Source organism: Ramlibacter sp. (genome assembly GCF_035706265.1).
Classification (GTDB): Bacteria; Pseudomonadota; Gammaproteobacteria; order Burkholderiales; family Burkholderiaceae_C; genus Ramlibacter.
The window spans coordinates 1-12,576 of the sequence record NZ_DASSVG010000449.1 but is presented as its reverse complement, the minus strand read 5'-3'; the positions used below and the strand labels follow the sequence as shown (position 1 = coordinate 12,576).

The 12,576-nt window shown below is 70.0% G+C and carries 15 protein-coding genes; 7 read left to right on the top strand and 8 right to left on the bottom strand.

Annotated features, from left to right (window positions below):
- Positions 1–245: 245 nt before the first annotated feature.
- A complete protein-coding gene (locus VFM98_RS16110) occupies positions 246–974 on the top strand; it encodes an alpha/beta hydrolase (protein WP_325110914.1) in 729 nt (242 codons plus the stop codon).
- Between the two features lie 21 nt (positions 975–995).
- Here VFM98_RS16110 and VFM98_RS16105 read toward each other — a convergent pair whose 3' ends face one another.
- The 3 genes from VFM98_RS16105 to VFM98_RS16095 all read right to left on the bottom strand — a co-directional run bounded on the left by VFM98_RS16105 (position 996) and on the right by VFM98_RS16095 (position 3,402).
- Positions 996–1,268 (bottom strand): hypothetical protein, encoded by a 273-nt coding sequence (locus tag VFM98_RS16105; RefSeq protein ID WP_325110913.1) that lies wholly within the window; start codon positions 1,266–1,268, stop codon positions 996–998.
- Between the two features lie 111 nt (positions 1,269–1,379).
- Positions 1,380–2,486: an enolase C-terminal domain-like protein gene (locus VFM98_RS16100; protein WP_325110912.1), complete on the bottom strand. Its 1,107-nt coding sequence runs from the start codon at positions 2,484–2,486 to the stop codon at positions 1,380–1,382.
- Complete coding sequence (locus VFM98_RS16095; protein ID WP_325110911.1) at positions 2,479–3,402, bottom strand: 2-dehydropantoate 2-reductase; 924 nt, start codon at positions 3,400–3,402, stop codon at positions 2,479–2,481. Before VFM98_RS16095 ends, VFM98_RS16100 begins: the two co-directional genes overlap by 8 nt.
- Before the next feature lie 121 nt (positions 3,403–3,523).
- Between VFM98_RS16095 and VFM98_RS16090 the strand changes: the two genes are divergently transcribed.
- A complete protein-coding gene (locus tag VFM98_RS16090) occupies positions 3,524–4,117 on the top strand; it encodes an NAD(P)H-dependent oxidoreductase (protein WP_325110910.1) in 594 nt (197 codons plus the stop codon).
- Between the two features lie 15 nt (positions 4,118–4,132).
- On the opposite strand, the gene VFM98_RS16085 is transcribed toward VFM98_RS16090, so the two are convergent.
- A complete protein-coding gene (locus VFM98_RS16085) occupies positions 4,133–4,957 on the bottom strand; it encodes an IclR family transcriptional regulator (RefSeq protein WP_325110909.1) in 825 nt (274 codons plus the stop codon).
- Positions 4,958–5,049: 92 nt separating this feature from the next.
- Between VFM98_RS16085 and VFM98_RS16080 the strand changes: the two genes are divergently transcribed.
- Positions 5,050–6,006: an MBL fold metallo-hydrolase gene (locus tag VFM98_RS16080; RefSeq protein ID WP_325110908.1), complete on the top strand. Its 957-nt coding sequence runs from the start codon at positions 5,050–5,052 to the stop codon at positions 6,004–6,006.
- 40 nt (positions 6,007–6,046) lie between these two features.
- A complete protein-coding gene (locus VFM98_RS16075) occupies positions 6,047–7,024 on the top strand; it encodes a Bug family tripartite tricarboxylate transporter substrate binding protein (RefSeq protein WP_414709039.1) in 978 nt (325 codons plus the stop codon).
- Between the two features lie 38 nt (positions 7,025–7,062).
- On the opposite strand, the gene VFM98_RS16070 is transcribed toward VFM98_RS16075, so the two are convergent.
- Genes VFM98_RS16070 through VFM98_RS16060 form a run of 3 tightly spaced genes read right to left on the bottom strand, consistent with a single transcriptional unit; the run spans position 7,063 to position 9,435 of the window.
- Positions 7,063–7,272 (bottom strand): DUF2783 domain-containing protein, encoded by a 210-nt coding sequence (locus VFM98_RS16070; RefSeq protein WP_325110907.1) that lies wholly within the window; start codon positions 7,270–7,272, stop codon positions 7,063–7,065.
- Positions 7,269–8,891, bottom strand: coding sequence for an FAD-dependent oxidoreductase (locus VFM98_RS16065; RefSeq protein WP_325110906.1), 1,623 nt, complete (start codon positions 8,889–8,891; stop codon positions 7,269–7,271). Before VFM98_RS16065 ends, VFM98_RS16070 begins: the two co-directional genes overlap by 4 nt.
- 7 nt (positions 8,892–8,898) lie before the next feature.
- Positions 8,899–9,435, bottom strand: coding sequence for a VOC family protein (locus VFM98_RS16060; RefSeq protein ID WP_325110905.1), 537 nt, complete (start codon positions 9,433–9,435; stop codon positions 8,899–8,901).
- Positions 9,436–9,607: 172 nt separating this feature from the next.
- Between VFM98_RS16060 and VFM98_RS16055 the strand changes: the two genes are divergently transcribed.
- Positions 9,608–10,048, top strand: a complete 441-nt coding sequence (locus VFM98_RS16055) for a MarR family transcriptional regulator (protein WP_325110904.1) — start codon at positions 9,608–9,610, stop codon at positions 10,046–10,048.
- A gap of 26 nt (positions 10,049–10,074) precedes the next feature.
- Here the strand turns inward: VFM98_RS16055 and VFM98_RS16050 are convergent, their stop codons facing one another.
- Positions 10,075–10,860: an IclR family transcriptional regulator domain-containing protein gene (locus VFM98_RS16050; protein WP_325110915.1), complete on the bottom strand. Its 786-nt coding sequence runs from the start codon at positions 10,858–10,860 to the stop codon at positions 10,075–10,077.
- A 167-nt stretch (positions 10,861–11,027) separates the two neighbouring features.
- On the opposite strand from VFM98_RS16050, the gene VFM98_RS16045 reads away from it, so the two are divergent.
- Positions 11,028–11,996, top strand: coding sequence for a tripartite tricarboxylate transporter substrate binding protein (locus tag VFM98_RS16045; RefSeq protein ID WP_325110903.1), 969 nt, complete (start codon positions 11,028–11,030; stop codon positions 11,994–11,996).
- Position 11,997: 1 nt separating this feature from the next.
- Positions 11,998–12,576 (top strand): Rieske 2Fe-2S domain-containing protein (locus VFM98_RS16040; RefSeq protein WP_325110902.1); only part of this gene is annotated, 579 nt, incomplete at its 3' end.

Below are 12,576 nucleotides of genomic sequence, written 5' to 3'. Positions count from 1 at the left end.
GTCCTGCGCCCATGCCGGGGCCGCCGACAGCAGGGCGGCCAGTACCAACCAGGGAAACATCAGGACAGCAAGGCGCGTCGGGCCATCGGCAGCACGGTCGCCGGATCGCCGGTCACGACCTGGCCGCTGGGCCTCCGGGGGTGGATTTCCATCTGAAGCACGTGGTCATTGTGCATCAGGAGATTCTTGCGCATCGCGCGCCACCGGCCTAAGGTCTGCTTCCTTCCACCCACCAGGAGACAGGCATGGCGAACTTCGTCCTCGTGCACGGCGCATGGCATGGCGGCTGGTGCTGGCGCGACACGGCGGCGGCGCTGCGCGCCGCGGGCCACACGGTCTGCACGCCCACCCACACCGGCGTCGGCGAACGCGCGCACCAGAGCGCCGAGAACATCACCCTGGAGACGCACATCCGCGACGTCTGCGGCTGCATCGAGGCGGAGGAACTCACCGGCGTGGTGCTGTGCGGGCACTCGTACGGCGGCATGGTGATCACGGGCGTGGCCGACCGCATGCCGGACCGCGTCAAGGCGCTCGTCTATCTCGACGCCTTCGTGCCGCAGCACGGCCAGTCGCTCAACGGCCTGCTGCCCGTGGCCCTGGGCCCGGAGGTCGCCCAGAACTTCCTGGGCGCCTTCCGCGGCAGCGCGCTGGAGGGCCACAGCGGGTTGATGGCGCCGATCCCGGCGGAGGCCTTCAACGTGCGCGCCGACCGGCGCGCCTGGGTGGACCGCCGCTGCGTGCCGCAGGCGCTGGCGACCTTCGAGTCGCCGCTCCTGCTCACCGACGCGGGCAAGGCCGTGAAGGAGCGCGTCTACATCCTGGCCGACAACTGGGACCCGAGCCCGTTCCGCTACTTCGCCGCCAAGTGCGAGGGCCAGCCCGGCTGGCGCGTGGTGAAGATGGCTTGCGGCCACGACGTGATGGTGGACCTGCCGGGCGAGCTCGCCGCGGAGCTGCTGCGGCTGGCTTGAGCGAGCAGGGTCGCGGAGGGCCTAATGCCGCTCGCCTTCCGCGACCGCGGCCCAGATGCGCTGCAGCCGCCGGCACAGGCGGCGCAATTCCGGCGCCAGCTCCTGGCTGCCGGCCAGCGCCTGCAACGCGCCGGCGATCGCCGCGGCCGTGGCGCCGCGTTCGGCCACATCGGCGCCGAGCGAGAACTGCGTCATCAGCGTGAGCGCGAGCGCCACCCGCTCCTCGTTGGCAGCATCCAGCCCGCGCGGTTCGGCGCGCAGCGCAATGGGGCTGGGCTCATCCGTGCCTGGCATGTGTTGCTCCGTTCGGGCTCCCATTAGGCAACTGCGCTGCATTCGGCGCTGTAGGTCGGCGCCTACATGGCTGTAGGAAAAGCGCGCCGGCCGTGCAGCGCCTGCTGCGCTTCACTCCATGCGCCAGCGCGCGACCTTTTCCGCGTCCCACGCGTGTCCCGAGCCGGGGGTCCCGTTGACGGGCCAGCAGCCGTCGACGATCTTCACCGGCTCGGCGGCGATCGCGTCGGTCCAGTCCACGTATTCGAGCCAGTGGCAGGTGGGCGTGGCGGCCAGCAGGTGCGCACTGACCTCGGGCATCAGGTGCGAACTCATGGGAATGCCGTGCGCCTCGGCCACGCCGGCGGCCTGCATCCAGCCGGTGACGCCGCCGATGCGCGCCACGTCCGGCATCACGAGGTCGCAGGCCTCGGCCTGCAGCGCGCGCAGCAGGTCCTTGGGACCGTCGAAGTTCTCGCCGATCTGCACCGGCAGGTGCAGGGCGCGCGCGATCGCCGCGCAGCCGGCGAAGTCGTCCTGGCGGATCGGTTCTTCCAGCCAGCTCACGCCTTCCGATTGCAGGGCGCGGCCACGCAGCAGCGCCTCGTGGCGCGACAAGGCCTGGTTGTAGTCCACCATCACTTCCACGCTGTCCGGCAGGCGCGCGCGCACGGCGCGCGTGACGGCCAGGTCCTCCTGCAACGTCGCGTAGCCGAGGCGCAGCTTGACGGCCTGCATGCCGCCTTCCAGCAACTGCTCCGCCTCGTCCGCCGCCTCCTGCGGACTCATGAGGCCGAGCCCGCAGGAGTTGTAGGCGCGCACGGGGCGGGGCGCGCCGCCCAGCAAGGTCGTGAGCGGCACGCCGGCGGCCACCGCGAGCGCGTCCCACAGCGCCATGTCGAAGGCGGAAAGCGCCATGCGCGCGATGCCCGTGACGCCGATCAGCGCGAAGCGGCGCTGCAGCCTGGCCGCCATGGCCACCGGGGCCACGCGCTCGCCGCGCACCACCTCGCAGGCGTCCTCGACCAGGGCGGCGATCGGCCTGGCGCCGCTGCGGCGGTAGCAGAAGACATAGGAGCGGCCGGTGACGCCTTCTTCGGTGAGCAGCTCCACCAGCAGCAGGGGCGCCGCCTTCACGGTGGCGGCACTGGTGCCGAGCACGTAGCGCAGCGGCACTTCCACCGGCGTGCAGCGGACGCTGCGCAGGTGCAGGCCGGCCGGCGAGGCGGCTTCAGGCATGGTGCGCTCCTTCCGCATGCAGCGCCAGGATGTCGTGGATGGCGCGATTGAGCGGCGTCGGCACGCCCTTGGCCTGGCCCAGCTCCACCACGCCGCCCGCGAGCCAGCGCACCTCGAGCCGGTTGCCGCGCTCCAGGTCGTGGTGCATGGAGGAGGTCATGTCCGGCGCCACGTCGTCCGCGAGCTGCAGCCGCACCTCGGCGTAGTCCTCCGGCAGCGACACGCCGTGCGCGCGCCCCACGGCGACCACTTCGCGCATCACGTCCAGCAGGAAGGCGCGCGTCTGCGGATGGCTGCGGATCGGGCCGATGGTCTTGCGGATGGTGGTGGTGGTGCCGGAGAGGCCGACCAGGAACACGAACTTCTGCCAGATCTCGCGCAGGATGTGCTCGGTCAGTTCGGCCTTGATGCCGCCGGCCAGGCAGGCGGCCAGCAGCGCCTCGCCGCGCGCCGAGCGCGAGCCGTCGAATTCGCCGAACACCAGGCGCTGCATCGGCCCGGTCTGGCGGATCACGCCGGGCGATTCGATGGTGGTGGCCACGTAGCCGACGCCGCCCATGATCTGGCGCGCGTCGAAGGCGGCGCGCAGGTACTTGTCCTTCAGCACGCCGTTCTGGAACGAGATCACGACCGTGTCCGGGCCGACCATGGGCCGGATCTGTTCGATCGCCTGCTCGGTGTCCCACAGCTTGACGCACAGCATCACGACATCGACGACGCCGACCTCGGCCGGCTGGTCGGTCACGTTCACCTGGGGCAGGTGCATGGGCTCGGGCCCTTCGATGCGCAGGCCTTCGGTGCGCATGGCCTGCAGGTGCCTCCCGCGGGCGATGAAGTGCACGTCGGCGCCGCCGCGCGCGAGCCGCGCCCCGAAGTAGCCGCCCAATCCACCCGAACCCATGATCCCGATGCGCATGCCGTCTCCTTTGCTATTTGTCGGCGCATTCTGCAAGAAAGGGCCCCGACCCCATCCCGGGTGCGGGATCGGCCCGAGGCCGCGCTTGTTGCGGCCGGCGCGCGCGGCTAGCATGCGCCGGATGGAATCGCCCCACCTGCTCGTGATCCCCGGCAGCTCGCGCACCGGGTCCTTCAACCTCGCGCTGGCTCGCGCGGCGGGCCGCATGGCCGAGGCGCAGGGCGCGCGCGTGCGCCTGATGGACCTGCGCGCGCTGGCCCTGCCGCTCTACGACGGCGACCTGGAGGCGAGCCAGGGCGTGCCGGCGCAGGTGGGCGAGCTGATCGATGCCATCGCCGCGGCCGACGCAGTGCTGGTGGTCACGCCGGAATACAACGGCTTCCCCACGCCGCTGGTGATCAACGCCTTCGACTGGCTCTCGCGCGCGAGCGCCAGCGGCACGCGGCCTGCGGGGCTCAAGGCCGTCGGCGGCAAGCCGACCGGGCTGCTGTCGGCGTCACCGGGGCCGCTGGGCGGCCTGCGCTCCATGAACTTCCTGCGCCAGTACCTGCAGATGAACCACGCGATGATCGTGCACCCGCGCCAGTTCGCGCTCTCGCGCGCGGGCGAAGCGTTCGATGCCGCCGGCGAGCTGAAGGACGAGAAGACGCGGGAGGCGGTGGCGGGCGTGGTGGGTTCGCTGCTGGCGTTCGCGGTGGCGCTGCGCGCGCCCTGATCGACGCTCGCGCGCCTAGCGCGCGGGCGCGCCTCCCAACCGGCGCGTGATCGCGGCCGCGGCGTCGCGCACGGCGCGCGCGCCGGCGCTGTTCCAGTCGGACTTCAGGCGCTCGTCGTGGTCCAGCGCCGTGAGCACCAGCGCGCACTGGCCCTCGTGGTCGAAGGCCGCGGCGCTGAAGGCGTTGACGCCCGGGATCGGGCGGCCGGCGGCGCGCGAGACGCCGTGACGCTTGACTTCGGCCGTCACCTCCTCGAGCTCCTTGCGCCAGCTCTTGGCGCCGGCACGGCTGCCGCCGACTTCCTCGCCGGCCGCCAGCGCGATGGCACGTTCCAGCTCCTCCGGCGGCATGGCGGCGGCGAAGGCGCGCCCGGTGGCCGTGCCCAGCACCGACATCACGCTGCCCACCCGCAGCATGATGTGCAGCGGCTGCTTCGCCTCCACCAGCCGCACGATGGTCGGACCGAAATTGCCCCAGACGGCGATCGCCACCGCGTGGCCGGTGTTGCGCGCGAGCTCCTGCGCCACCGGCTCGGCGGCCTTGAGCGGATCGAGCTGGTGCAGGCAGGTCAGCCCGATCTGCAGCGCCGCCGCGCCGAGCGCGTAGTAGCCGCTGCCCGGCTCCTGCTCGACCAGGCCCAGGCGCTGGAAGCTCACCAGATAGGGATGGGCCCGCGATGGCACCAGGCCGGCGCGCGCCGCCAGCTCCTTCAGCGGCAGCGGCCCGGGGCTTTCGGCCAGCGCGAGCAGCAAGCGCCCGCCCACCTCCACCGACTGCACGGCACGGCGACCGTCTTCGGCCTCTTCGGGGGCGGGCAGGTTCCTGGCAGTCAAGGGCATGTCCCTATTTTGTTCATTGCAAACGCATTTGACAACAGCTCCGGCCCGGCTATGATCCTGCGAACGCATTTGCATTGAGCAAACAAGGATCCATGAGCACCAAAGCCTTCGCCTCCCAGGCCGACCTCGAAGAGAAGAAGGTCAGCTTCGTCCAGCTGTCCCCCAACGCCTACGCCTACACCGCCGAGGGCGACCCGAACACCGGCGTGATCGTCGGCGACGACGCCGTCATGGTGATCGACACCCAGGCCACGCCGGCGATGGCGCAGGACGTGATCCGCCGCATCCGCGAGGTGACCGACAAGCCGATCAAGTACGTCGTCCTGAGCCACTACCACGCGGTGCGCGTGCTCGGCGCCGCCGGCTACGCGCCGGAGCACGTCATCGCCAGCCGCGACACCTACGACCTGATCGTCGAGCGCGGCGAGCAGGACAAGGCGAGCGAGATCGGCCGCTTCCCGCGCCTGTTCCGCGCCGTCGAGACGGTGCCGCCCGGCCTGACCTGGCCCACCATCACCTTCACCGGCCGCATGTCGATCTGGCTCGGCAAGCTGGAAGTGCAGCTGCTGCAGCTCGGTCGCGGCCACACCAAGGGCGACACGGTCGCCTGGCTGCCGCAGCAGCGCATCCTGTTCTCGGGCGACCTGGTGGAGTTCGGCGCCACACCCTATGCCGGCGACGCCTATTTCAAGGACTGGCCGCAGACGCTGGACAACATCGCCCGCCTCGAGCCGCTGGCGCTGGTGCCGGGCCGCGGCGCGGCGCTGACGACGCCGCACGAAGTGCACGAGGGCCTCGCCGGCACGCGCGCCTTCATCAGCGACCTGTACGCCGCCGTGCAGGCGGGCGTGCAAGCCGGCAAGGACCTGAACGCCGTCTACAAGGAAGCCCATGCCCGCCTGAAGCCGAAGTACGGGCACTGGGTGATCTTCGACCACTGCATGCCCTTCGACGTGACGCGCTGCTACGACGAAGCCACGCAATACCCCGACCCGCGCATCTGGACGGCCGAGCGCGACCGCCAGATGTGGGCCGCGCTCGAGGGCTGAAGCCCCGCCGGCATCCGATCAACCTGAGGAGACAAGACCCGTGAACCTGAAGACTCTCACCCGCCGCAACGTGCTGGCCTTCGCGGCCGCCGCCGCCACCCTGCCCGCCGCCGTGCTGGCGCAGGACAACCGCCCGATCGAATGGGTGGTGGGCTACGCCGCCGGCGGCGGCTCCGACGTGGTGGCGCGCACCGTCGCCGACGCGATGGGCAAGACCCTGGGCCAGACCATCATCATCAACAACAAGCCGGGCGCCGCCACCAACATCGCCGCCGGCTACGTGGCGAGCGCGAAGGACACGGGCCACATGCTGTTCACGGCGGACTTCGCCACCCTGGCGGCGAATCCCTGGCTGTTCTCCAAGCTGCCGTACAACGCCGAGAAGGACTTCATCCCGGTCGGCATGCTGGCACGCTTCCCGCTGCTGCTGGTGGTGCATCCCAGCGTGCCGGCGAAGGACTTCAAGGAGTTCGCCGCCTGGGTCAAGGCGCAGACGAACCCGGTGGGCTTCGCCTCCGCCGGCATCGGCAGCCCGCACCACCTGGCGGGCGAACTGCTGCGCGAGCGCACCGGCCTCAAGCTGCAGCACGTCGCCTACCGGGGCGCCGCGCCGGCGGTGCAGGACCTGCTGGGCGGCCAGGTCCCCTTCGGCCTGATCGACACCGCCAGCGTGCAGCAGTACGTGCAGAACGGCAAGCTGCGCGCCATCGGCGTCGCCAGCCCTTCGCGCCTGACCACCCTGCCGGAGATCCCGACGCTGATCGAGCAGGGCGTCACCGACTTCACCGCCTTCGCCTGGCAAGGCCTGGTGGTGCCGGCCGGCACGCCGGCCGACCTCGTGGCGAAGTACAGCAAGGCGCTGCAGGCCGCGCTCGACTCCGCCCCGGTCAAGGCGCGCTTCCAGGCCCTGGGCCTGGAAGGCATGCCCGGCTCGGCGCAGCAGATGGCCTCCTTCACCCGCCAGGAGCGCGAGCGCTGGGGCAAGCTGGTGCAGTCGGCCGGCATCAAATTGGATTGATTCTCCCGGCCGGCGCCCTGCACGGGCGCCGGCCTTTCTCACGCCTTCTCCGGGGTCACCCCCGCCCGCCTGGCGACCTGCAGCGCCTGCGCCAGCACGGCGCGATCGCCGATGTGGTTGGCCAGCACCAGCAGCAGGCGCGCCTGGAACAGCGTGGCCTGCTCGTCGTCGAGGTCGCGCTGCGCCCCGATCAACTCCTCGTAGAAGCCGTCCGGGTCGGGGATGTTGGGTTCGAGCCGCAGGCTCATTCGGACACCTCCAGGTTGCACGCCCGCGCCAGCGCGGCGCGGATTCGCTCGGGATCGAAGCTGCGCCAGCGCGCCGCCACGTGGCGGTCGGGCCGCAGCAGGTACACGGTGCCGGGCTGGCCGTCGTAACGCTGCGCGAGCAACCCCTCCGCATCGCTGAAGTCGCGGCCGACGCACACCACCTGCGCGCGGAGGTCGCCCAGGCGCACTTCATCGGCCGGCGCTTCCGGCGCAAACACCAGCAGCGAGAAGCCCGCCGGCAGCTGGTTGAGGAACCACTCGCGCTCGCCGCGGCGCTTCACCGGCGCGTCGGCGCAGTTGGTGCCGGGAAGCATCGTGCCCGCGAAGGCGCTCTGGTCCGGCGTGTTGAGCGACGAGTGCACGTAAGGCGTCGGCGTCGAGAGCCGGCCGCTGTTCACCAGCTTGCGCGCGAACGCTTCCTGGCCGGCGAGCTGCAGCACGGCATCGCGCAGCACGCGGCTGCCGCGGCTCTTGGGCGTGATGAAGTCGGTGGAGCGCGTGGAGTTCAGCAGGTTGTCGTCGGCCGCGAAGGCGCGCTCCTCGTGGTACGAGTCGAGCAGCGCCGCGGACGCCTGGCCGTCGAGCACCAGCTTGAGCTTCCACACCAGGTTGTCCACGTCCTGCACGCCGGTGTTGGCGCCGCGCGCGCCGAAAGGCGAGACCTGGTGCGCGGCGTCGCCTGCGAACAGCACGCGGTTGTAGCGGAAGCGGTCGATGCGGCGGCAGGCGAACTGGTAGACCGAAACCCATTCGAGCTCGAACTCCACGTCCTTGCCCAGCATGGCCTGGATGCGCGGGATCACCTTCTCCGGCTTTTTCTCCTCCGCCGGGTCGGCCTCCCATCCGAGCTGGAAGTCGATGCGCCAGACGTTGTCGCACTGGCGGTGCAGCAGCACGCTCTGGCCGCGGTGGAAGGGCGGATCGAACCAGAACCAGCGCTCGGTGGGGAAGTCCGCCTTCATCACCACGTCGGCGATCAGGAAGCGGTCCTGGAAGAACTGGCCGGTGAAGCCCGCGCCCACCATCTTGCGCGTGTCGCTGTTGGCGCCGTCGCAGGCGATCACCCAGTCGGCCTCGAGCTGGAAGATGCCGTCCGGCGTCTCCAGCGTGAGCTTGGCATGGTCGGCTTCCTGCGACAGGCTGATCAGCTTGTGCTTCCAGCGCAGGTCCACCAGCCCGCTTTTCTCGCAGGCCTCGACCAGGAATTCCTCCAGGTAGTACTGCTGCAGGTTGATCATCGCGGGCATCTTGTGCCCCTGCTCCGGCAGCAGGTCGAACTGGTAGACCAGGTCGTCGTGGAAGAACACCTTGCCGACCTGCCAGCTCACGCCCTTGCGCACCATGGCCTCGCCCACGCCCAGGCGGTCCCAGACCTCCAGGGCGCGCTTGGCATAGCAGACGGCGCGCGAGCCGATGCTGACGGTGTTGTTGTCGTCCAGCAGCACCGCGGGGATGCCGCGGCTCGCGCACTCCAGCGCCGCGGTCAGGCCGATCGGGCCCGCGCCGACGATCACCACCGGGTGGCGCCGCACGCGGCCGAGGCGCTGCTCCTCCGACTGCCGGTAGGCGAATTCGGGATAGGAGTAGGTCTTGAGCATCGCTGCTTCAGGCCGCGAATTCGCGCTCGTGCATCCAGGCGGCGTGCTTGGGCGCGCGCTTCGTCTTCGCCCACTCGTCCAGCATCTCCCACTTGACGTCGTCGAGGCTCTTCATCTGCTCCGGCGTCGCGCAGTCGGCGACGAGTTCCAGCCGGTGGCCGTTCGGGTCGCGGAAGTAGATCGACTTGAAGATGGTGTGGTCGGTCACGCCCACCACCGGGATGCCGGCCGCCTCCAGGCGTTCCTTCGCCTCCAGCATCGCGGCCTCGCTTTCCACCTTGAAGGCGATGTGCTGCACCCAGTCCGGCGTGTTCGGGTCGCGTCCCATCTCGGGCGAATTCGGGATCTCGAAGAAGGCCATGATGTTGCCGTTGCCGGCATCCATGAACAGGTGCATGTACGGGTCGGCCTCCTTGGTGGAGGGCACGCGGTCTTCGGCGATCGCCAGCACGAACTCCATGTTCAGGTGCTTGCGGTACCACTCGACGGTCTCGCGGGCGTCGCGGCAACGGTAGGCGACGTGGTGGATGCGCTGGATCTGCATGAAAGTCTCCTCGGGGGTGGTTGGTAACGGTGGTTACTATCCTAGGGCGGCTCCGAGATTTCTGCAAGTGGATTTGTTATATGCAAACGACGAACGGTAGGCACGCGACTTCGCACGCGCACCCATCGCGAAGCAGACGCGCCTTGGTAACGGGTGATACCATTCGCGGGCAATGGACCTGGACCAGTTCTTCCCCTACCGGCTCGCCGTGCTGGCCGAGCAGGTCAGCCTCGCGACGGCGCAGGTGTACGCCAGCCGCTTCGCGCTGGGACGCTACGAATGGCGCGTGCTGGCGGCGCTGGCCAACGAAGGGGATGTGCGGCCGGCGGACCTGAAGGAGCGCACGACGCTGGAGAAGATGCAGGTGAGCCGCGCCCTCGCGCGGCTGGAGCAGGATGGCCTCGTGACCCGCTCGCCGGACCCGGAAGACGGCCGCGCCTGGCGCGTGCGCCTGCTGCCCGCCGGCATGGCGCTCTATCGCAAGGTGGTGCCCATGGTGCAGGCCCGCGAGGAATACCTGCTGGCCGACCTCACGCCCGAGGAGCAGGCCGTGCTGGCCCGCGCCATCGAGAAGGTGGAGGCGCGGGCGCGGCAGCTCAATCGCCAGGGCTGATCACGCCGCGGACGCGGCGACCGGCCTCACAGGATGGCCGCGAGGTTGCGTCTCGCCATCTCGAGCTCCGGCAGCAGCTTCGCCACCACCTCCTCGCGCGACATGCGGCTGGTGGCGACGGACAGGCTCATCGCCGCGATCAGTTCGCCGCTGCCGGTGCGCACCGGGACGGCGATGGAGCGCAGGCCGATCTCCAGTTCCTCGTCGCAGACGGCATAGCCGTGGGTCTTCACGAACGCGATCTCGCGCAGGATGTCGGCCAGCCTGGTGCGCGTGTGCGGCGTCGCGGCAGGCCGCGCCATGCGGTTGAACATGAACTCCAGGTCGGCCCGGGCGTGCTCCGACAGCAGGACGCGCCCGGTGGCGCTGCAGTAGGTGGGCAGCCGCGCGCCGACACCCAGGCCCGAGGACAGGCTGCGCCGGTGGGTGGAGCGGGCGACGAACACGGCGTGGTCGGCGTCGAGGACCGCGAGGGAACACGATTCGCGGGTGCGTTCGCTCGTGACCTCCAGGATCGGCTGGGCCACCTTGCTGAGGCGGTCGGAGGCGACATAGGCGTGCCCGAGGCGCAGCGTGCGCGGCGCCAGCCGGAAGCTGCGGCCCTCCTGCGTCGCGTAGCCCAGCCTGCAGAGCGTCAGCAGGCTGCGGCGCACGGCTGCCTTGGTGTGGCCCGTCACCTCCGCCGCTTCGGTGAGCGTGAGCGAAGCCCGCCGCAGCCCGAAGGCCTCGATGATGGCCAGGCCCTTCTCGAGCCCCATCACGTATTCCTTCTCCGTGGGCTGGCGCTCCCGGGCCTCGTCCTCGCGCTTCACTGTCAATCCCCAAAGTTCGATATGCGAACTATAGGCGCGAATTCGTTGACCTGGATCAAACTGGCCGCAACACTCGGCGGACTCCAGCGCATCGGCAATTCGCCCGCCCGGGCATTCGCAGGTGCTTTCACCGTCCCGCAACTGTGGGGCGCCCAGAAGGACGAGACATGACTCCCAAGCTCCAAAGACGCCAGCTGCTGACCTTGATGGCGGCAGCGGCCGCCGGCGTGCCGGCCCTGGCACAGCCTTCCAAGCCGCTGCGGCTGATCGTGCCGTTCCCGGCCGGCGGCACCGCGGACGTGCTGCCCCGCATGCTGGTCGAGAAGCTGCGCGCCGCCTACCCGGCCGGCGTGATCGTGGAGAACAAGTCCGGCGCCGGCGGCAACATCGGGGCCGACTACGTCGCCCGCTCGGACCCGGACGGCACGACCTTCCTCGTCTCGCCGCCCGGCCCCGTGGCCATCAACCAGCACCTGTACAAGTCCCTGCCGTTCGACCCGACCAAGTGGGTGCCCGTGACGGTGATCGCCACCGCGCCCAACGTGCTGGACGTGAGCCTGAAGCTGCCGGTCAAGGACCTGCAGGAATTCATCGCCTACGTGAAGGCCAATCCCGGCAAGGTGACCTACGCCTCGCAGGGCAACGGCTCCACTTCGCACCTGACGGCGGCCCTCTTCATGCAGCTCACCGGCACGAAGATGATCCACGTCCCGTACAAGGGCACGGCGCCCGCGCTGGTCGACGTGATGGCCGGCAACGCCGACGTGTTCTTCGACAACGTCGGCTCCTCGGCGCAGCACCACAAGGCCGGCAAGCTGCGCATCCTGGGCGTGGCCGACACCGAGCGTTCGCCCCTCGTCCCCTCCGTGCCCACGTTCGCGGAGTCGAACCTGCCCGGCATGCAGGCCGTGACCTTCTTCTCGATGATGGCGCCTCCGGGCACGCCGAAGGAGATCGTCGCCTATGCGCACCGCCACTTCTCGGCGGCCCTGGCGGCGCCCGACATCCGCGAGAAGTTCGCCGACCAGGGCGCCGTTCCCGGCGGATGGTCGCCGGAGAAGACCGCGCAATTCGTGAAGAACGAGTCCGATCGCTGGAGCAAGGTGATCCAGTCGGCCAGCGTGAAGGTGGAGTGACATGGAGCAGGTGATCCACTGGCCGCAAGCCGGCCTCACGCGCGTGCCCTATCGGCTGTATGGCGAGGAAGCGGTCGCGCGCCAGGAGCAGGAGCGCATCTACCACGGAGCGACCTGGAACTACCTCTGCCTGGAGGCGGAGCTGCCCGAAACCGGCAGCTACCGCACCACGTTCGTCGGCGAAACCCCCGTCGTGGTCGTGCGCGATGCCGACGGGGAAATCTATTCCTTCGAGAACCGCTGCTCGCACCGCGGCGCGCTCATCGCGCTGGAGCGTTCGGGCAAGGTGGATAACTTCCAGTGCGTCTACCACGCCTGGAGCTACAACTGCCAGGGCGACTTGACGGGCGTGGCCTTCGAAAAGGGCGTCAAGGGCAAGGGCGGCATGCCGGAGTCCTTCTGCAAGGAGGCGCACGGTCCGCGCAAGCTGCGCATCGCCGTCTTCTGCGGCCTGGTCTTCGGCAGCTTCAGCGACGACGTGCCGCCCATCGAGGAATACCTCGGCCCCGAAATCTGCGCCCGCATCGAGCGGGTGCTGCACAAGCCGGTGCAGGTGATCGGCCGCTTCACGCAGGCGCTG